Origin of the sequence: Paenibacillus xanthanilyticus (genome assembly GCF_042682185.1) — a bacterium.
In the GTDB taxonomy this organism is placed as follows: domain Bacteria; phylum Bacillota; class Bacilli; order Paenibacillales; family Paenibacillaceae; genus Paenibacillus_Z; species Paenibacillus_Z xanthanilyticus.
In genome coordinates, this window is record NZ_JBHUHA010000001.1 from 1,710,413 (window position 1) to 1,728,375 (window position 17,963).

Annotated in this window: 16 protein-coding genes; 5 read left to right on the plus strand and 11 right to left on the minus strand. The window is 57.9% G+C overall.

Annotation, left to right across the window (positions count from 1 at the left end):
* Positions 1-12: 12 nt before the first annotated feature.
* From ACFSKT_RS06870 to ACFSKT_RS06885, 4 genes are all read right to left on the minus strand, one after another.
* Positions 13-1,422, minus strand: a complete 1,410-nt coding sequence (locus ACFSKT_RS06870; protein WP_377722031.1) for an arsenic transporter — start codon at positions 1,420-1,422, stop codon at positions 13-15.
* Between the two features lie 13 nt (positions 1,423-1,435).
* The gene (locus ACFSKT_RS06875) at positions 1,436-1,750 is read right to left on the minus strand and encodes an ArsR/SmtB family transcription factor (RefSeq protein ID WP_377722032.1); all 315 of its coding nucleotides are present in this window, start codon (positions 1,748-1,750) and stop codon (positions 1,436-1,438) included.
* A 176-nt stretch (positions 1,751-1,926) separates the two neighbouring features.
* Complete coding sequence (locus ACFSKT_RS06880) at positions 1,927-4,356, minus strand: heavy metal translocating P-type ATPase (RefSeq protein ID WP_377722033.1); 2,430 nt, start codon at positions 4,354-4,356, stop codon at positions 1,927-1,929.
* An 18-nt stretch (positions 4,357-4,374) separates the two neighbouring features.
* Positions 4,375-4,713, minus strand: coding sequence for an ArsR/SmtB family transcription factor (locus tag ACFSKT_RS06885; protein ID WP_377722034.1), 339 nt, complete (start codon positions 4,711-4,713; stop codon positions 4,375-4,377).
* A gap of 296 nt (positions 4,714-5,009) precedes the next feature.
* Here ACFSKT_RS06885 and ACFSKT_RS06890 point away from each other — a divergent pair, with 296 nt between their 5' ends.
* Together ACFSKT_RS06890 and ACFSKT_RS06895 are read left to right on the plus strand one after the other, a co-directional pair.
* Positions 5,010-6,668: a sensor domain-containing diguanylate cyclase gene (locus ACFSKT_RS06890; RefSeq protein ID WP_377722035.1), complete on the plus strand. Its 1,659-nt coding sequence runs from the start codon at positions 5,010-5,012 to the stop codon at positions 6,666-6,668.
* Between the two features lie 226 nt (positions 6,669-6,894).
* Positions 6,895-7,272, plus strand: a complete 378-nt coding sequence (locus tag ACFSKT_RS06895) for a hypothetical protein (protein ID WP_377722036.1) — start codon at positions 6,895-6,897, stop codon at positions 7,270-7,272.
* 64 nt (positions 7,273-7,336) lie between these two features.
* On the opposite strand, the gene ACFSKT_RS06900 is transcribed toward ACFSKT_RS06895, so the two are convergent.
* Entirely contained in the window at positions 7,337-8,110 is a 774-nt protein-coding gene (locus ACFSKT_RS06900; protein ID WP_377722037.1) for an IclR family transcriptional regulator, read from the minus strand.
* Between the two features lie 419 nt (positions 8,111-8,529).
* Entirely contained in the window at positions 8,530-8,904 is a 375-nt protein-coding gene (locus ACFSKT_RS06905; RefSeq protein ID WP_377722038.1) for a hypothetical protein, read from the minus strand.
* A 287-nt stretch (positions 8,905-9,191) separates the two neighbouring features.
* Here ACFSKT_RS06905 and ACFSKT_RS06910 point away from each other — a divergent pair, with 287 nt between their 5' ends.
* Both ACFSKT_RS06910 and ACFSKT_RS06915 read left to right on the plus strand, forming a co-directional pair.
* Positions 9,192-10,325: a MerR family transcriptional regulator gene (locus ACFSKT_RS06910; RefSeq protein ID WP_377722039.1), complete on the plus strand. Its 1,134-nt coding sequence runs from the start codon at positions 9,192-9,194 to the stop codon at positions 10,323-10,325.
* Positions 10,326-10,436: 111 nt separating this feature from the next.
* The gene (locus ACFSKT_RS06915; RefSeq protein ID WP_377722040.1) at positions 10,437-11,135 is read left to right on the plus strand and encodes a class I SAM-dependent methyltransferase; all 699 of its coding nucleotides are present in this window, start codon (positions 10,437-10,439) and stop codon (positions 11,133-11,135) included.
* Positions 11,136-11,231: 96 nt separating this feature from the next.
* Here ACFSKT_RS06915 and ACFSKT_RS06920 read toward each other — a convergent pair whose 3' ends face one another.
* Positions 11,232-11,969, minus strand: a complete 738-nt coding sequence (locus tag ACFSKT_RS06920; protein ID WP_377722041.1) for a GTP cyclohydrolase II — start codon at positions 11,967-11,969, stop codon at positions 11,232-11,234.
* A gap of 552 nt (positions 11,970-12,521) precedes the next feature.
* On the opposite strand from ACFSKT_RS06920, the gene ACFSKT_RS06925 reads away from it, so the two are divergent.
* Positions 12,522-12,854: a winged helix-turn-helix transcriptional regulator gene (locus ACFSKT_RS06925; protein WP_377722042.1), complete on the plus strand. Its 333-nt coding sequence runs from the start codon at positions 12,522-12,524 to the stop codon at positions 12,852-12,854.
* A gap of 207 nt (positions 12,855-13,061) precedes the next feature.
* Here ACFSKT_RS06925 and ACFSKT_RS06930 read toward each other — a convergent pair whose 3' ends face one another.
* The 4 genes from ACFSKT_RS06930 to ACFSKT_RS06945 all read right to left on the minus strand — a co-directional run bounded on the left by ACFSKT_RS06930 (position 13,062) and on the right by ACFSKT_RS06945 (position 17,949).
* Positions 13,062-13,727, minus strand: coding sequence for an HAD family hydrolase (locus tag ACFSKT_RS06930; protein WP_377722043.1), 666 nt, complete (start codon positions 13,725-13,727; stop codon positions 13,062-13,064).
* Positions 13,724-14,239: a GNAT family N-acetyltransferase gene (locus tag ACFSKT_RS06935; protein WP_377722044.1), complete on the minus strand. Its 516-nt coding sequence runs from the start codon at positions 14,237-14,239 to the stop codon at positions 13,724-13,726. Before ACFSKT_RS06935 ends, ACFSKT_RS06930 begins: the two co-directional genes overlap by 4 nt.
* Positions 14,240-14,343: 104 nt before the next feature.
* On the minus strand, positions 14,344-16,728 hold the full coding sequence (gene helD / locus ACFSKT_RS06940; protein ID WP_377722045.1) for an RNA polymerase recycling motor HelD: 2,385 nt from the start codon (positions 16,726-16,728) through the stop codon (positions 14,344-14,346).
* 486 nt (positions 16,729-17,214) lie between these two features.
* The gene (locus tag ACFSKT_RS06945) at positions 17,215-17,949 is read right to left on the minus strand and encodes an SDR family NAD(P)-dependent oxidoreductase (protein ID WP_377722046.1); all 735 of its coding nucleotides are present in this window, start codon (positions 17,947-17,949) and stop codon (positions 17,215-17,217) included.
* Between the last annotated feature and the right edge of the window lie 14 nt (positions 17,950-17,963).

Here is a 17,963-nt window from a genome sequence, read left to right on the forward strand (position 1 = left end):
ATTTGAACGATTTTAATTCACGGCTTTGCTTTTACGGCGCTTACCGGATTGAAGCTTATTGAAGATAAACAAAGCAAGGCCGGCTATACCTACAATCGCTGCAATAATGATCCAGATGTTCATCGTAACGGAATCGATTACCAGCAGCCATACATACAAGCCAATGAGGGTGATAAGAAGCGTCGGAACGGTCAGCGTGATGCCAACCTTAAAGTAATAGCCCCAGCCGATTTTCACGCCCTTTTGCGAAAGAACATGGAGCCATAGCAGGGTTGCAAGCGACCCAATCGGCGTGATTTTGGGTCCCAGGTCAGAACCAATGACGTTGGCGTAAATTAACGACTCTCTAAGGATGCCTTCGGTCTGCGTTCCCTTGATCGCCAACGCATCGATCATCACGGTCGGCATGTTATTCATAATAGAGGACAGAATAGCGGCGATGAACCCAGCACCCACCGTGGAGATGAATAGACCTTGCTCGCTAACCCACTGGAATACTTTCCCCAGCTCGTCTGTTAAGCCCACGTTGCGCAGTCCGTATACAACAACGTACATGCCGATCGAGAACACCACAACTGCCCAAGGCGCGCCTTTTACCAGCGTCCAGGTGTGTATAGCATGGCTCTGTCTTGCAAAGATCAGGAACACAACTGCCGCTGCACCTGCGATAATGGAAACCGGTATATGGATGAATTCACTCCACATATACGCGACTAACAACACCCCAAGGACAACCCATGAGAGTCGGAATAATCGCATGTCTTTGATTGCCTCTTTCGGCTTCTTCAGCTGCTTCAAGTCATAGTTGGCCGGAATGTCATTGCGGAAGTAGAAGAAGAGCACCAGCAAACTCGCCACAATGGAGAAAAGAGTAGGAACGATCATCCGACTAGCATAGTCAACAAACGTAATTCCGAAGAAATCCGATGATACAATGTTCACCAGGTTACTCACGACGAAAGGCAGCGATGCCGTATCCGAGATAAAACCACTCGCCATGATAAAAGGTAAAATCATACGATCATCGAATTTCAGCGCTCTAACCATGGCGAGTACGATCGGAGTCAAAATAAGCGCGGCTCCATCATTGGCGAAGAATGCCGCTACAGCGGCACCAAGCAAGATGACGTACACATACATCAGCCGGCCGTTTCCGCCAGCAAATCGTGCCATGTGTAAGGCGGCCCACTCAAAAAATCCAATTTCATCGAGAATTAAGGAAATAAGGATGACGGCCACGAACGCAAGCGTTGCGTTCCAGACGATCTGCGTTACATCCCATACGTCGGTAAAACTAACGACACCACAAATCAAAGCCACGATGGCGCCACCAGCGGCGGACCAACCGATGTTCAGCCCACGGGGCTGCCAGATGACAAAAACGAGTGTCACCAAAAAAATGATAGAAGCGATTGCGAGCATGTTCTCTCCTTGACTAGTCACATTTTAGGTTTGTTCGCGCGGCAAGCCGTTCTTTCATCGAAGGCAGCTGATCGACTAAGCTTTGAAGATGAGGCTTATCTGCCACGTTTAAGGAATAATAAATCCATTGGCTCCGTCTCGTTTCGTTAACAAGACCCCCAAGTTTAAGCTTTCTGAGGTGTTGGCTTACATTGGGCTGGGTAGTCTCCAAAATATCGACGATATCGCAGACGCACATTTCCTGTTCTTTCAACAAAGCCATTATGGTTAACCTCGTCTTATCCGAAAGGAGCTTTAGGCTCTCGGATAACTCATCAATCGTATTCATGCTGTTCTCTCTCTCCTTCCTACAGACATAGAAAGTATCACTTTATTAACCGCATTATATACGCAAACAATTATATAAGTAAATGATAATATAATCGAAGCCGAATATGATCCTCTAAGCATGAAAAAGCTCCCCCATAGGGGGAGCGTAGCAAGACTGCGGCTGCGTCTTCACGGTTACGATGTAACCTTTAACAGCCGCATACTATTCAAAATGACGATGACCGCCGCTCCCGTATCGCTAATGACGGCGATCCATAACGTAAGCAAGTCGGGGAAAATCAAAATTAAGGCGGCCGCTTTCATGATCAGCGAAAACCAAATGTTTTGTTTGATGATTCGAATCGCCTTTCGGCTAAGCTTCACCGTATAGGGAAGCTTCTCTAAATGATCCGCCATCAGCACAATATCAGCTGTTTCCATAGCGGTATCCGTTCCGGCTCCGCCCATTGCGATCCCCAAATCGGCTGCGGCAAGCGCGGGAGCGTCATTAATTCCATCCCCAACCATGGCGACTACATGCCCTTCGTGCTGCAGCTGTTTGACTGCGGACACTTTATTTTCAGGAAGCAGCTCTGCAAAATACCGATTTACCCCTGTTTGGGAAGCGACCTTCTTGGCTGTACCTTCATTATCACCCGTCAGCATGACGACTTGCCGTACACCGACATGCTGCAGATCACGAAGCGCTTTAGCAGAAGTCTCACGTACGGTATCCGCCACGGCCACAATCCCAAGTATCTGATCCCGATTGCCTACGATGACGATGGTATTGCCCTCTTGTTGAAGGGATCGAATCCGGGATTCGATCTCACCCACTAGCATGTTCAACTCCGCAAACAGCTTGAGGTTGCCTGCAAAATACTCCTGTCCGCCTAGATATGCGCTAACGCCTCTGCCCACTAAATTTCGGAACTTCTCACCTTGACGAGGCGAGATCCCTTTGTCGTTGGCGTAATCAACAATGGCTTTGGCGATCGGATGTGTCGAATACGCCTCTAATGTGTGTGCGATGGATAACAATTCTTCTTCCGTCGACCCGGTCGCCATGACCTCCGCAACCTTCGGTCTTCCCTCGGTTAATGTGCCTGTTTTATCAAAAGCAATGGCCGAAACCCTTCCTGCAATTTCTAAAAATGCGCCGCCTTTAATCAGAACGCCATGCTTAGCGGCATTCCCAATGGCCGACACAATGGCCACAGGGGTCGAAATAACCAGGGCACAAGGACACGCCACAACTAGCAGTTCTAACCCCTTATAGAACCATGCCCCCCAAGCGCCAAAACCGAATACCGGAGGAAGGATCATAAAGGCAAGGGCAAGAGCGAAAACGATCGGGGTATAGATGCGGGCAAATTTATCGACAAAAGCTTCTGTCGGCGCTTTCTGTTCCTGCGCTTCTTCAACAAGATGAATGATCTTCGAAATCGTTGTATCCTCGACGAGTTGCGTCACCATGATTTCAAGAGATCCATGTTCGTTCATCGTCCCGGCATAAACAGGATCGCCCCTGTATTTATCAACCGGCACGGATTCCCCCGTAATCGGAGCTTGGTTTACGCTGGATTCTCCCTTCACCACCTTACCGTCGAGAGGAATCTTATCGCCTGGCTTAACGACAATGATTTCACCAACCGCGATATCTTCGACTGCTTTTCGAAGGAGCTGCTCGCCGTGTTTAACAAAAGCTTCAGGGGGCGCCAGATCAAGCAGGTTCCGGATCGAATGACGTGTTTTTTCAATGGAACGTGTTTGAAGGGTATTGCCCAAGGCGAACAGCCACACCACAGTGGCGCCCTCCAACCATTCGCCAATAGCCGCCGCACCCAGGACGGCCGCGGTCATGAGCACATTCATGTCCAAGGACCGGCTCTTTACAGCATAATAGGCGCTTCTTGCCGGTTTATAGCCGCCAATGACAATGGAGATTGCATACAGCAGCGTAATCAAAACCGGGGAAACATCGGTATACGATCCAAGAAAACCGCAGAGCAGCAGCACACCAGATAACACAACGGCGTGTGGACCTGACTTATCTTTCGTCCCTTCGCGGTTCCGCCGCTTATTCGATACCAAGGAGGCTTTATAGCCGGTCTTAGCAACTTCGCGCATAATCTCTTCGATCGGATTATCGTGCTCAATCGTCATTTTCCCGGAGGCAAAATGGACGCTTACGCTTTTTACAGCGGCATGCGTTTTAAGGTGTTTCTCCAGTGTTAAGGCACATGAGCTGCAGTCCATGCCTTCGATGGTATAGATCCGGGCGTTTCCCTTCTGCTGCACTTTTTCCAAGGTATATCCAAGTTTCTCAACGGTGTCGGACAGCGTATCCAGCGCAGCGGGTTCAGCGGCGGTAACCTTCATCTTTCCTGTACTATAATTCACTTGCACGTAGGAGATGCCCGCTGTTCTTCGTACTGCTTTTTCGATCGTGGCTGCGCATGCAGAGCAGTCCATCCCATAAACGATAAACTCACCCGAATGACCCTTACGATCCGAAACCGTTGGTTGATGAAGCGTAAGCTCCTTCTTGAACGTGGGCACCTGTGTTGAAGTACAACCTTGATCGGAGCAGCAAGAATCCTTTGGTTCATGATCGTGACTCATATAGGGTTCCTCCCCTGATCATTTGGAGCAGCATTCGAACTCGTCATTTCTTTCGCATGCAGCGACTTCCTCTTCAACCTGCAGGAACACGGTCTCCATGACATCCAGCAGCTCGGCGATTTGTTTGTTTCGTAAGCTGTAATAGATGTACTTTCCTTCCTGACGGCTGACAATAATGCCGCAGCCTTTTAAACAAGCCAGGTGCTGCGAAATATTGGACTGGTTACCATGAAGAGCATCGACAATCTCCGAGACGGTCTTCTCGGCGGATTTAATACTCTCGAGTATTTGTAATCTTGTTTTATCACTGAACCCGCGAACGAATTTGGCTTTTACTTCATAAGTTGGTTTTCCCATTCCCACTGACCTCCGTCAACACATTAGAATCCACTAATATGTATGATATTAACCACTTCTCAATAGGTGTGTCAATTGAAAGCCGTCACGCCGTCCGCTGCGACGCCGCGGGCCGACGGATCCGCCTGGATAGCGACCGCTGGATCAATTGGTCAATATTGACGAATAAAATAGACAGTGTGTCCAAAGTCACTCCACAAGCGCGAGCCAATCAGGTATAATAACCCCATATCAAATTCGACACTATTCGACTTCATTCTTCGAATCAGTCGCGCCGTTACGTGGAGGAGATCTTCGTGCCATTATCGCTTAATCTGCGAACCAGCTTCGCTATCATATCCGCAACTCTTATTATTTTGCTCTCCACCCTGCTCAGCTTTACGATGTCCAACCGGACCGGCATCGCCATTGAGGAGGAGATCGGCAGCTCGTTGTCCGAAATCTCGTACCAGATGGCCGAGAAGCTCGATCACTACATGTGGTCCCGCGCCGGCGAGATCGACGTGCTCGCGCAGCTCGATACGCTGCGTCAACCCAACGATCCCGCCGCGATCCGCCGGCTGCTCGACGGCTTGCAGAAGAGCATCCCTTCCTTTACGTGGGTTGCCTTCCTCGATTCAAAGGGGACCGTCGTCGCCTCGACCGCAGGCATTTTGACCGGCCAGAATATCGCGCAGCGCCCGGTATTCCAGAACGGCATCCAAGGCCGGTTCATCGGCGACGTGCACGAGGCCGTCCTGCTCGCGAAGCTGCTGCCCAACCCGAGCGGCGAGCCGCTGCAGTTCGTCGATATTAGCGTCCCCGTCAAGAACGGCGCGGGACAGACGGTCGGCGTGCTCGCCGCGCATCTGAGCTGGGAATGGTCCGAGGAAATCGAGCAGTCGATTCTTCAGCCGTTGAAGGATCGCAAATCCAGCTATGATATTTTTATCGTGAGCAAGAAGGACAACACCGTGCTGCTCGGCCCCGACGGCATGGTCGGCAAGCCGCTGTCGCTGTCCGGCTTGGCCGCCGCCCAAGCGGGGCGCAACCATTCGGGCACGGTGGATTGGCCGGATGAGCGCGCCTACTTGACCGGGTTCGCGTACGGAGACGGTTACCTGGACTACCCGGGGCTCGGCTGGACCGTCATCGTGCGCGAGCCGGCGGACATCGCGTTCGCTTCGGTCGTCGAGCTGCGCCATCGTTTCCTCTGGCTCGGCGGGATATCCGCGCTCGTCTTTGCCGTCGTGGGGTGGTTCGCCGCCGGCTTCGTCGCCAAGCCGCTGAAGCGCATCGCGGAGGCCGCCGACCGTCTCCGACATGGCGAAGACGTCCCGATTCCGCGGCATCGCGGCATCCGGGATATCGAGACCCTCTCGATCTCGCTGCAAAGCCTGGTCGACGACCTGACGCGCACCGAGCGCGCGCTGGACCGGATGGAGAGCCTCGCGCACCACGACAGGCTGACCGGCCTGCCGAACCGGATCGCGCTCGACTCCTACATGGAGGAAGCGATGATGCGCGCCGAGAAGAGCGGAGAGACGCTCACCTTCCTCTACTTGGATCTAGACGGCTTCAAGGGCGTCAACGATACGCACGGCCATCTGGCCGGCGACGCGCTGCTGCAGTCCGTCGCGGCCCGGCTCCGCGCCTGCACGCGAGGGGACGAGATCGCGGCCCGGCTCGGCGGGGATGAATTCCTCGCGATTCTGAACACGTCGGCCGATGGCGCGGAGGCGGAAGCCGCGGCCGTGGCCGCCCGTCTGATCGACACGCTCAATCAGGCGTTCGTCCTCGACGGACGCATCGTCCGCATCGGCTGCAGCATCGGCGCCGCCGTCTGGCCTCGGGACAGCCGCGATCCGATCGAGATCGTCCGTCTCGCCGATAAAGCGCTGTACGCCTCGAAGCGCGCCGGGAAGAACCGGCTCACGTTCCACGGTTTGCCTAACTCCAATCCGCATGCGGGTTAATTCATCCCGCTCCGCGATCGCGATCAAGAGCCGGCAGCGCCTTCAATCGCAGCACCCAGACGCTTTGGCCTTCATGCCGAAGCGTCTTTTTCGCTCCTCCGCCCGCAGTCACCGTCCTGGCCCGTAACCTTTATGCACGCGCTCGCGTCTAACTAGCACAGGACGCGCAAGGCCTGACGGCTGCTCCGCGCCTGCACTTATGATGCTGCCGAAAGGAAGAAAACGCATGATACGAAAAGCGCTCATTCTCAACTTATTCGTGCTTGCTCTGCTGCTCGCCGTGGCGCAATCGGCATGGTTGGCGCTCGGCTCGCCGGTACGGGACATGCTGTTCGAAAGCCCCTCGCTCACGTTCTTCGCCGCCTTGTTCCTGCACTATCCGCTCAACCTGGCCATCAGCGTCATCCTGGCGCTCGTCGAACGGTTCGTGCCGAGGCGCGTGCCGGCGTTCGTCGTGTTCAACGCGGCCGGACTTGCGGCCGTCGGGTATCTCATCTATGACTCGGGCGTTTGGGCGCTCGCTTACCTGTATACGTCCTTCCTCGGGCTCTCCCTGCCCGCCGCGATCGCCTCTGCACGCGGGTGGCGGCATTCTGTCCGGTAATCACAAAGAAGGCAGGCTCTTCGGAGCCTGCCTCTTCTAATATCCACGCTTTCCGATGCCAACCTTACATGTTCATCCGATACAAATCTCGGAATCCGAGCTCCTTCGAGATCTTCTCGGCATATTTCCTGACATATTGACTATGGCGTTCGATCAACTCGGCCGTGAACCGCATGGAAGGCCCCGCGCAATTCAAGGAACCGATCACCGTATTGTCGTACGAGAAGATCGGTGCCGCAATTCCCGTCGTTCCCTCGGTCGCTTCCCCGGTCGATACGGCGTAACCAAGCCGGCGGATGCGCTCCAGGTCCCGCTCGACCCCCTCTCGCGTAAGCGGCTTGAGCGCGGGCGTGTCGGACCAATCGACGCCTGCCAGTAGGGCTTCTCTCGACCGCTGCGGCAGATGCGCCAGAATCGCCCGGTTCGATGCGCCGATATAGAGCGGCAAGCATAGACCGACGGGCTCGGAAACGCGCACGGTATGCGGAGAATCGATGCTATCGATGAAGACCCCCTCGTGATTCTCGTACACGGCCAAATAGACCGTCTCCTCCGTCTGCCGGCGAAGCGCCTCCACGAACGGCCGCGCCGTCTGGCGCAGCATCAGCGTCTCCCAAATCCGATGCCCGGGCGCTTGCTGCGCGCGTCCCAGCTTGAACCGCTTCGTGCCGTCGTCCTGCAGAACGAAGCCCTCCTGACACAAGGAGCTTAGCATCCCCCGCGCGGCATGGAGCGGCATATCCAGCTCCCGGCTGATTTCGTCCGCGCTGACCTCCTTCTCCACGCCCTGCGGCAGCAGAAAATCCAGCAGACGAACCGCTTTTGAAATGACAGACATGTCTCCACCCCATCCAAGGTAATGTTATGTTTTTTGACATAATCATAACATTTCCTTCCCGAAGCGTCTATCGTTCCCCGAGAATTACCGCTTGCATGGGGCGCGCCCTGTACAGCTGGCCGCAGCTTCTCGATCGAAGCGCCTCCTCGCCCCGCATGCCCTACGAACGCGAGGATTTCCTCCGCAACGCCCGACTTTAGCGGCATGTAGGTCCTTGATGCTTAGCGGTAAGCCGCATGCTCGTCCAACAACGCCGGTTGCTCGCGGGCACGAGCAACGACCATGCGGAGCTTCGCTCGCTTCCGCGCCTCCCCATCAGCTAATCGAGGGGATCCCTCTTCCCGGCCATTCGCGCCGACTGCCCTTTCCTTCCCCTCTCGCACGCAAAAAGCCGGCGCAGCACGCGCCGGCCCCTGCCATTAAATCGATAGCGTCGTGTAAACCCCCAGTACGAGCGCTGCCATCGATACCGCGCTGCACCAATACGTATGGCGCGAGTTGGCCCCCGTGCCGCGCTGCCGCCAGGCGAGCGCCAGCTGGCGTATGGCATAATACATGCTGACCAAATTGATGACGAATAACGCCAGCATCAGCACGCCCATCGCGATATCGCCGCCGGACGATGCGCCGCCCATGCCGGCATGATGATTCATGTGCATCCCGGCAGCCGCGCCGAACAGCAGCGGAGCGGCCAGCCAATGCACGAGATGAAGCAGCACGACGCCGAGCAGCGACGCGAACGAAAGTCCCGTATAGTGGATTTCCTTTCCCATCCCGCGCAGTTTACGTAGCACCTGCATCCCTCCTTCGTTCAAGCGCGATCGTCCTGGGTCCCTTCTTCGGACCGCGGCCTCGCGCCGAACCCGTTCGTGACCTTCCATCATTATATGGCGCCAAACGAGGTTCATGCGCAGACAGGCCCGGGCGACGGCGGCCCGCGCTGTCCTGCGGCGATGCTAACCCGGGCTTCTCCGCCGGCTTCCCGGCAGCCGCGCCCTCTACCTTTACCTAAGGGAAGGGTTTATAATATCCCTACCGAACTAGCACCGCATTCTATCCCACTCAAAGGAAGACGACGCCCATGAACATTAACGAGCTGGCCAAACGCCTCCGCCTCACGCCTCGCGCGATCCGGCTGTATGAGGCCAAGGGGCTGCTGGCTCCCGCCCGCAATCCGGACAACGATTACCGCATCTACACCGAACGCGACGAGTGGAGGCTGCAGACGATCGCGGCGCTGCGTGAGATCGGCCTCGGTCTCGCGCATATCCAGAAGCTGCTGCACAGCCGCGACGACGGCGATATGGCCAGCATCCATCATGAGCTGGAGCTGCAGCGAATGGCCATGGTGTCCAAATGGGTCGAGGCCAAATATGCGATCGGCGTCATCGACGAGCTCATCCGCCGACTGGAGACGCGGCAGGATTTGCGGCTGACGGACTTGTCTCAGCTGTCGGAGCAGCTGCGGCAAATCCAGAGGAGCCGCGACAGCTGGAAGGACGCATGGGACTTCGACCGGATCGCCGGCGACTATGACGACGACGCGGCCGCCTACGCCGCCGGACCGCTCGTGCCGATGCTCGTCTACGAGCAGACGCTCGATCTGATCGTGCAGTGGATCGCGCCGCAGCCCGGCGAGGTCGGCCTCGACATTGGCGCCGGCACCGGCAACCTCGCCGCCCGGCTGCACGCCGGGCAAGCCGCGATGCACGCGGTGGACCAATCGGCGCGGATGCTCGCGCGATGCCGGGAGAAGCATCCGGATATTCAAGCCAAGCTCGGCAACGCGCTGGCGCTGCCATACGTGCAGGAGCAGTTCGACTTTATCGTCAGCGCCTTCGCCTTTCATCATCTGGACGAGACGCAGCAGACGCTGGCGCTGGAGGAGATGGACCGCGTCCTGAAGCCGGGCGGCCGGATCTGCTTGGCGGCGCTCATGGAGGAGCATCCGGAGCCAACGGCTCGCAGGCCCCCATCCGGACTGACAGGTCGAGAGCTCCCCGACGGGCCGTTGAAGGGGAACCGCGACCGGCTGCCGTATGCAGATGAAGAGGAAGCAAGGCAGCTCACCCCCTCCGATGGAGCTGGCTCCGCGCGCAAATATCCCGCCGACCGCACACGGCTGCTCGCTTGGTTTCGCAGCCGCCACTACATCACGGTCCAGCAGCGGCTCCACGATAACGTGCACGCGGTATATGCGGTGCGCAAATATTAATCGCTTGACCTTAACCTTGGGTTAGGGTTTACCTTGAGGTTGGCCGGTTGACCCGCGTTCGGGAACGCAAGCGTCAGCCGGCCACATAACGATCAAGGGAGCGATAACGAAATGCCCGATCATGACGAAATTTACGCCGCCGAGGCGGATCGGTACGAACAATTAGTAGCCCGCGAGGATCGCGATCATCAGCTGGAGCGGACGATTCAAAGTCTGCTGCCCGACCTTGCCGCACTGGATGCCGCCGACATCGGCGCAGGCACGGGCAGATTAGCTTGCATGCTCGCGCCGCAGGTTCGCTCGGTCGTTGCCATCGACCGGTCGCCGGCAATGCTGGAGGTCGCGAAGCGGCGTCTCGAAGAAGCCGGCTTGGCCAATTGGACGGTCCGCGTGGGCGAGCATCGCGACCTGCCGGCAGCAGACGCCGCCTTTGATTTGGTTACTGCGGGGTGGACGATCTGCTACGAGGCGAGCTCGAATCATCCGGATTGGAGGATCCGTCTGGAAGCTATCCTCCAAGAGGCGCGTCGCATCACCCGGCCGGGCGGCCTGATGATCGTTTTCGAGACGTTGGGGACCGGGTACGAGCAACCGCATCCGCCTGACTTTCTGACCGCCTATTACCGCGAGCTGGAGCAGACTTACGGCTTCGACCACCGATGGATTCGGACCGATCTACAGTTCGAGTCCGTCGAGGAAGCCGAACGGCTATGCCGGTTCTTCTTCGGAGACGAGCTGGCGGAGGCGGTTAGGGCCCAAGGATCCCCCATCGTGCCGGAATGCACGGGCGTCTGGTGGAAGCGGCTGTAAGCCGACCTCATCGCCTTGCGCCGCTTAGCGGCAACGCAAAGAAAGGCCGGCGGAACGCATCCTCGCGCGTTCCCCGGCCTTTCCCTCATACTGTCGCTATTGCAGCACATGCGCTTCGTCCAGATGGCCCGAGCGGCCGATCTTCGTGCGCAAGTAGTTCTCGTTGTACGACGAAATATCGCCCCACAGCGGCACCCGTCCATCCACCGCCAGCCCCGCTTTATGCAGCGCGTCCAGCTTCCGCGGATTGTTCGTGATCAGCGTAACCGGCTTCTCGCGCAACGCGCTCAGCACGTTGACCGCGTCCGTGTAGCTCCGCTCGTCGTCGCCGAAGCCCAGCTCCAAATTCGCCTCGACCGTATCGTAGCCCTGCTCCTGCAGCAGGTACGCCAGCGCCTTGCTGAACAGCCCGATGCCGCGGCCTTCATGGTCGGCCAGGTAGAACAGCGCGCCTGCGCCCTTGGCCTTGATCATCCGCATCGACTGGCGCAGCTGGAAGCCGCAGTCGCAGCGCTTGCTGCCGAAAATATCGCCCGTATGGCAGATGCTGTGCATCCGGATGTACGCTTCCGGCGCTTCCGCGAAATCGCCGTACACGAGCACGCTCGACTGCTGGTGCTCCGCGAGGCGGCTCGAAGACAGCAGCTCGATGATTTGGGCGGTGTCGCGGGGAACGAGGTCGGCCTTCAGCCAGCAGTACCATTGGAACTCGACCGTCTCGCCGTCGAGATTGACGGGAAGGCGGATCGGGCCGACGAGGTACAGCGCCTTGCCTTCGCTTTGAACCAAACGTATTTTATCTTCCACAAGAGAAGCGGCATGCGGTGCAATCATGGGATACACTCCTTTTTTCGTCTATCGGTCGTCTCGCGCGCGCGTCTTGCGCGGCCCCGCCAATCGCTTCCATGCGATGCGCGATTCCGCCTCGCGCCGCCCGGGTAGGGCCCGAGACACCTGCGCTGCGATTTTTTGAACATAGGGACGAAACGCGCCTCGCCGAAAAAGTCGGCTCTAGCTCTTTCGCCTTGACATATAGGGATGTATAAGTAACACATTTATACCTCAGCCTCTATGTCTCCGGAACGAAACGCGCCTCGCCAAAAAAGTCGGCTCTAACCGTTTCGCCTTGTCATATAGGGACGTATAAGTTTCACGTTTATACCTCAGCCTCTATGTCTCCGGAACGAAACGCGCCTCGCCGAAAAAGTCGGCTCTAGTCGTTTCGCCTTGTCATTCGCGAAAATAGCCTTATAATAATAGTTACTTAATGTAACCTAGTTTACAATCTTCACAAACAATCGTCAAGTTATAATCCCCTGTTTTTGTTATATTGTTTTGTAAAGTAATCTTACGCTATAATGAAAGCAATACCTCGAGGTGATATGAATGGAACCAACGCAAATGTGTCCCCGCTTCGAACGAGCCGTCGAAATGCTCAGCAAGCGCTGGACCTCGTTTATCGTGTTTCAACTATTGGGCGGGCCGCTCCGTTTCGTTCAAATCGAGCAATCGCTTCCCAATCTGAGCGGCAAAGTATTGTCCGAGCGGCTGAAGGAGCTGGAGGCGGAGGGCATCATCAACCGTCACGTCTATCCCGAGACGCCCGTGCGGATCGAGTATTCGCTGACGGCGAAAGGACTTGCTCTTGCCCCGATTTTGAAGGAAATCGGCAATTGGTCGTCGGAGTGGCTCCCTGTCCCGTGCACGCCGGAAGTGTAAGAGATGAACCGCTAGCCGTCCTTGGGGCGCCGCGGAGCTCGCGTATAGGTACGAAGAAGCGTCCAGGACCTCCCGTCATGGACGCTTCTTCGTGCTGCCCGCAGCCATGGTGCTGCATTCCCAATCTTCCGATTGGGAACGCAAACCAATCAGCTCTGGCTGAATGCTGCATTCCCAATCTTCCGATTGGGAACGCAAACCAATCAGCTACTCCGACTCGATATCGCGGATTAGCCGTTCAAGCGAAATGTCCGCCATGGATGCGAGCCGACGTCGAATCCCGCCGGGGAATTCCATTCCCGCCGTCGTCGGATTCGGCACGATGACGCAGTGCATGCCGGCCCGTACCGCGGCGAGCGAGCCGTTGGGCGAATCCTCGAAGGCGATCGCCTCTTCCGGCCGGATGCCGAATTCGGCGAGCACCAGCTGATACAGCTCCGGATCGGGCTTCGCCCGCTTCGCGTAATCGAACGTGCGGATGCATTCGAAATGCTCCCTCAGCCCAAGCCGCGCGAGCAGCGGCACGACCCAATCCTGCGTGGAGCTGGAGGCCAGCCCGATCCGCAGGCCAAGCCGCCCCGCCTCCTCCAAATAAGCGGCCAAGCCGTCGCGCGCCTGCTCCGAGCGGAAGCGCTCCTCGAACAGACCGCGCCGCATATCCTTCAGCGCGGCATGCTCCAGATTGAGATGAGCCGCGCGGCTTCGCATGTCCTCATAAGGATCGAAGCTGTCCCGCCCGCCGATCCGGCGCAAATAGAGCTCCTCGGGAAACGCCACGCCATGCAGGGCGTACAGCTGCCGGTACGATTCGATCTCGCACGTTTCGGTATCGAGAATAAGTCCGTCAAAGTCGAATACGACCGCCTTTATCACGCGCGCTCCCCCTTTGCCTCGGTATCGTCCGCCGCTTCCGCCAGCGCCATCCGAAGCCGGACCATGTCGCGGCACGGAATGCCATTCTCCACGATCGGCTCCTCGTAGTTGCGGACGAAGAAATCATGATCGATGCTCATCATGCGAAACCCGCATTTCTGATACATATAGAGCTGCTGAAATCCCGAATTGCCAGTGCCGATCTCCATGAAAGCCGCGCCGCGCCTACGCGCTTCCTCTACGGCCGCCGCCAGCAGCGCCTTCCCGAAGCCGCGCCCCTGGTAGCGTTCGGCCACCGCAATGTTCATGATCTCCAGCGTGCCCGCATGCTTCTCGAGCAGGACAAACACCCCGATCGTCTCGCCGTCAAGCTCGGCGACATGGCAGCTGCCCTTGCTTAAATAACCGTCCACGAGCGGCTTCGACGGGTCCGCGAGCAGCAGCAGCTCATAGGGCGGTTCCTCGTCGAAGCCGAGAGGCCGCATGTGCAAGACTTCCGATAGACGTTCCATACCCATCCCCCAGTCCAATTGGACTCTCAATGTAACACGAGTAGGAAAAAGCTGGCAAGAACCAAAAGGCCGATCGGCACTACGCCGTTCGACCGATAGGCCCGTTATACCTTCGCTTCCGTGTTGGCGGCCGCCGGCACCGGCTCGCACAGCGCTCTTGCCCGTTCCGTAATGAATGGGCTCCAGGCGCCGGCCGCGAATAAGTGCAGCTCATGCATCGCCCGCGTGCAGACGGTATAGAACAGCCGCCGCTCGCTCTCCAGCGCGTAGGTCGCGTCCGAGGCATCTTCCACCAGCACGGCGTCGAATTCCACGCCCTTGGACAAATAAGAAGGAATCACGACCGTTCCTTCCTCGAATTCGTTCGTCTCCTGCCGGATCAGCGACAGTCCAGCTGTGCGGTCGACAAGCGCTTCGAACACGCGCTCGCTCCGGGCGGCCGTCTTGCAGATGACCGCGATCGTCCGGTGCCCGGCGGAGCGCAGCGCTTCGATCCGGGCGATGATCGCCGCCTCCGCCGACTCTTCGTCCGGCACCTCCGTTAACGTCGGCTTCAAGCCGTCGCGGTTGAACGGTTCGATCGCTTCTCCCCCGGGGATGAGCGCGCTCGTAAATTCCACGATCGGGCGCGTGGAACGGTAGCTGCGCGTCAGGACGATGCGTTCCGTCTCCTCCTCGGCGTACAGCGACTCCAGCGCGCCGAAGCCGCCCGCGCCGCCTGTCGAATGCGCGGTGATCGACTGGTTGAGGTCGCCGAGCGCGGTCACCTTGGCCCGCGGGAACAGCCGTCTGAGGAAGGCGAATTGGAATGCCGTATAATCCTGCGCCTCGTCGATCAGCACATGGCGGACGCCGGTATTCGTCTGGAAGCCGCGGATCCGCTCGACGACGTACAGGAACGGCGTGGCATCCTCATACGCCATTTCGCCTTGGTCGAGGCGAGCGGCCGTCTGGGCGGCAATGGCGTCCCAATTGCCGGGCAAGGCTTCGCTTTCCTCTAGCAAGGAAGACGCGGTAGAACCTGCGAACAGCTGGCGGAACACCCCTTTAAGATCAACGAAGCCGAGCTTCTTGATCCGGGCGCGCAGCGGCTTGAACCGTTCGCGCACGACATATTCCGCCAGCACGGCTTTCTCCATGTCGAAGTCGTCGAAGGAGTCGGCGGAGAACCGCTTTTTGCGGCGAAGACTCTGGTACGCCTTCAAGTACGTCTCTTTGTCGAGCAGCTCGATTTCTTCGTCCACCCATGGCTCCTCAAGCGCCGCAGCCTCTCGTTCTTTCAGCCGGACGAGCAGCCGCTCCGCCACCAGCTTCAGCCGGTTCGGCAGCGAGATCGAGCGGTCCAGCGAGTAGAACGACTCTTCGATATCGGACCCCTTCACGATCGTCTCGTCCCGGAAGACGAGCGGTTTGAACCGCATGCCGCCCGCGCGCAGTGAATCGAGATACCGATCGATCAGCCGGACGAAGGAAGCCGACGCTTTGTAACGAATCGCCTCCATCCGTGCCGCATAACCGGGCTTGTGGGCGGAGGCAAGCGAATATTCCAGCTGATCGTAAGGCCCTTCCAGACGAAAAGCCCGACCGAGCCGGAAGCGCAGGTAATCCTGGAACGTCGTCTGCTGCATGTTTTCTTCGCCCAGCTCCGGCAGCACGGTCGCCACGTAGCTGTTGAACATCGGGTTCGGCGAGAACAGCACGATCTGATCCGCCGTGAGCTGGCCGCGGTAGCGGTACAGCAAATACGCAACCCGCTGCAGCGCCGCGGATGTCTTGCCGCTGCCGGCCGCTCCCTGCACGACGAGCAGCCGGCTCCGCTCGTTGCGGATAATCCGGTTCTGCTCGCGCTGGATCGTCGCCACGATGCTTTTCATCTGCGCGTCGGACTGCTTGCCCAGCACCTCCTGAAGCAGCTCGTCGCCGATCGTGACGCCCGTATCGAACAAGCTGACGATCTCCCCGCCGCGGATGACATATTGACGCTTCAGCTTCAGCTCCCCTCGGATCGTGCCCATCGGCGTCTCGTACTCCGCAGGACCCGGCGGGTAATCGTAATACAAGCTCGAGACCGGCGCGCGCCAATCATAAATCAGATAATCCTCGTCCTTCGCATCCCGCAGCGAGGCGATGCCGAGATAAATGCGATCTTCGCCCTCTCCGCCTTCCTCCGCGAAATCGATCCGCCCGAAATACGGGGACGACTTCAGCCTGCGCAGCGTCTTCAACTGCTTGTCGGCCTCGTGGTGTGTCCGCTCACGCTCCGACAGCAGCTCCGCCTGCTGTTTCATGCTGGCGTACGTCTCGGCCGCCTCGGCCGCATCCTCGAAGTTGACCGTAACGTCTTCCCAGAAGTTCTTCCGGATATCGATCATCTCGCCTTTAACGTCCAGCGTCTGATCCTCCAGCTTATCGATCCTCCGGTCGATTTCGCGGACGATTCCGGTTACCCGCTCCTGCTCGCGGCTCCATTGCTCATCCGGCTTTGCCATACGGCCACCATTCCTTTCTTCCCCCTGAAAATAAAGCAGCCGCCACGCGCTCCGCTCCCGCAACCTGTTCCCGGGACCGGCCGCACGCCCAAGCCTCTCCTTCCGGCTGTTCGCGCATCCGCCGGACGCCTGCCTCTTCCATCGCTATGTTGATGACGTTATCGCAGATTATTCATGCCCCGAAACAGCGGACAGTTGAAATTTCGATATTGACACCTTTAAAGGTTGCATGATATAATCATTCTGGATATTTACACTTTATTTCTATTATCATAAATGAAATCCAGGTTTGATTGTAGCAAATCGCCGCAACCTGGTCAATATGAGCTTAAACTTTTAAGAGGAGCCGTCTTCACAGACAGGCTCCTTTATTGCGTTAAATCGGGTGCATAAGGCTCTCCTCTAGCCAGAGAAGCACGATCTTGGGATTAAGCGACAGCCGAACTAGAGCTATGCCTCCGTGACCCGCCCGCTTGGCGTACGCGGCTAAACCCGCAGCACCGGCTGTTCGTCCGCCTCGCGCTCGTCCAGCAGCCGCACGATTCGCGCGGCGACGTCGCGCGGCGCAAGCACCTGCCCCGCGTCATGCGCTTGCCGCAGCAGCGCGCCCATCGGGAACGACTCGTCCTGACGCGAACGGGCGAAAACCTGCATATCCGTCTCGGCCATGCCCGGATCGATCGCGATGACGCGGGCCGGCCGAGGTGACAGGCGCTGCTCTTCGCGCACACAGCGTACAAACATATTCAAGAACGCTTTAGAAGCGCAGTATAGGCTCATCGAAGCGGCCGGTATGCCGGCAAAACCGGATGTCATGATGGCGACAGTGCGCGGCACCGGCCACTCGGCCGTCTTGTGCAGGAACAAGGAGGTTAACACCGTCGGCGCGGCCGTGCTGACGTGCAGATGAGACGCGATATCGTTCGCGGCGCAGGCTTCGATCGGCGCCAAGGGCGCGAGCGCCGCGGCGTTGTTGATCAGCGTAATGCTGTCGAGCCCATCGGGCGTCAGCGTCTCGAACAGACGGTGCATGGCCATCTCGACCTCGGCCAGGCTGCTCAAATCCACGTTAAGCGCCATGAACCGCTCGTGGGCGATCGTCTCCTCCGACACGCCGCGCGACAAGCCGACTACGCAGTCCCCACGGCTGAGCAGCGCCAGTGCCAGCGCCTCGCCGATCCCTCTCGAAGCGCCGGTGATCAGCACAACGGATTGTTTCATCGTAACCCCTCCTT

Excerpts from the sequence above, each read along its gene's own strand:
- ACFSKT_RS06870 (WP_377722031.1), bottom strand. The coding sequence starts at position 1,422 with ATGCTCGCAATCGCTTCTATCATTTTTTTGGTGACACTCGTTTTTGTC.
- ACFSKT_RS06875 (WP_377722032.1), bottom strand. The coding sequence starts at position 1,750 with ATGAATACGATTGATGAGTTATCCGAGAGCCTAAAGCTCCTTTCGGAT.
- ACFSKT_RS06880 (WP_377722033.1), bottom strand. The coding sequence starts at position 4,356 with ATGAGTCACGATCATGAACCAAAGGATTCTTGCTGCTCCGATCAAGGT.
- ACFSKT_RS06885 (WP_377722034.1), bottom strand. The coding sequence starts at position 4,713 with ATGGGAAAACCAACTTATGAAGTAAAAGCCAAATTCGTTCGCGGGTTC.
- ACFSKT_RS06895 (WP_377722036.1), top strand. The coding sequence starts at position 6,895 with ATGATACGAAAAGCGCTCATTCTCAACTTATTCGTGCTTGCTCTGCTG.
- ACFSKT_RS06900 (WP_377722037.1), bottom strand. The coding sequence starts at position 8,110 with ATGTCTGTCATTTCAAAAGCGGTTCGTCTGCTGGATTTTCTGCTGCCG.
- ACFSKT_RS06910 (WP_377722039.1), top strand. The coding sequence starts at position 9,192 with ATGAACATTAACGAGCTGGCCAAACGCCTCCGCCTCACGCCTCGCGCG.
- ACFSKT_RS06915 (WP_377722040.1), top strand. The coding sequence starts at position 10,437 with ATGCCCGATCATGACGAAATTTACGCCGCCGAGGCGGATCGGTACGAA.
- ACFSKT_RS06920 (WP_377722041.1), bottom strand. The coding sequence starts at position 11,969 with ATGATTGCACCGCATGCCGCTTCTCTTGTGGAAGATAAAATACGTTTG.
- ACFSKT_RS06925 (WP_377722042.1), top strand. The coding sequence starts at position 12,522 with ATGGAACCAACGCAAATGTGTCCCCGCTTCGAACGAGCCGTCGAAATG.
- ACFSKT_RS06935 (WP_377722044.1), bottom strand. The coding sequence starts at position 14,239 with ATGGAACGTCTATCGGAAGTCTTGCACATGCGGCCTCTCGGCTTCGAC.
- helD (WP_377722045.1), bottom strand. The coding sequence starts at position 16,728 with ATGGCAAAGCCGGATGAGCAATGGAGCCGCGAGCAGGAGCGGGTAACC.
- ACFSKT_RS06945 (WP_377722046.1), bottom strand. The coding sequence starts at position 17,949 with ATGAAACAATCCGTTGTGCTGATCACCGGCGCTTCGAGAGGGATCGGC.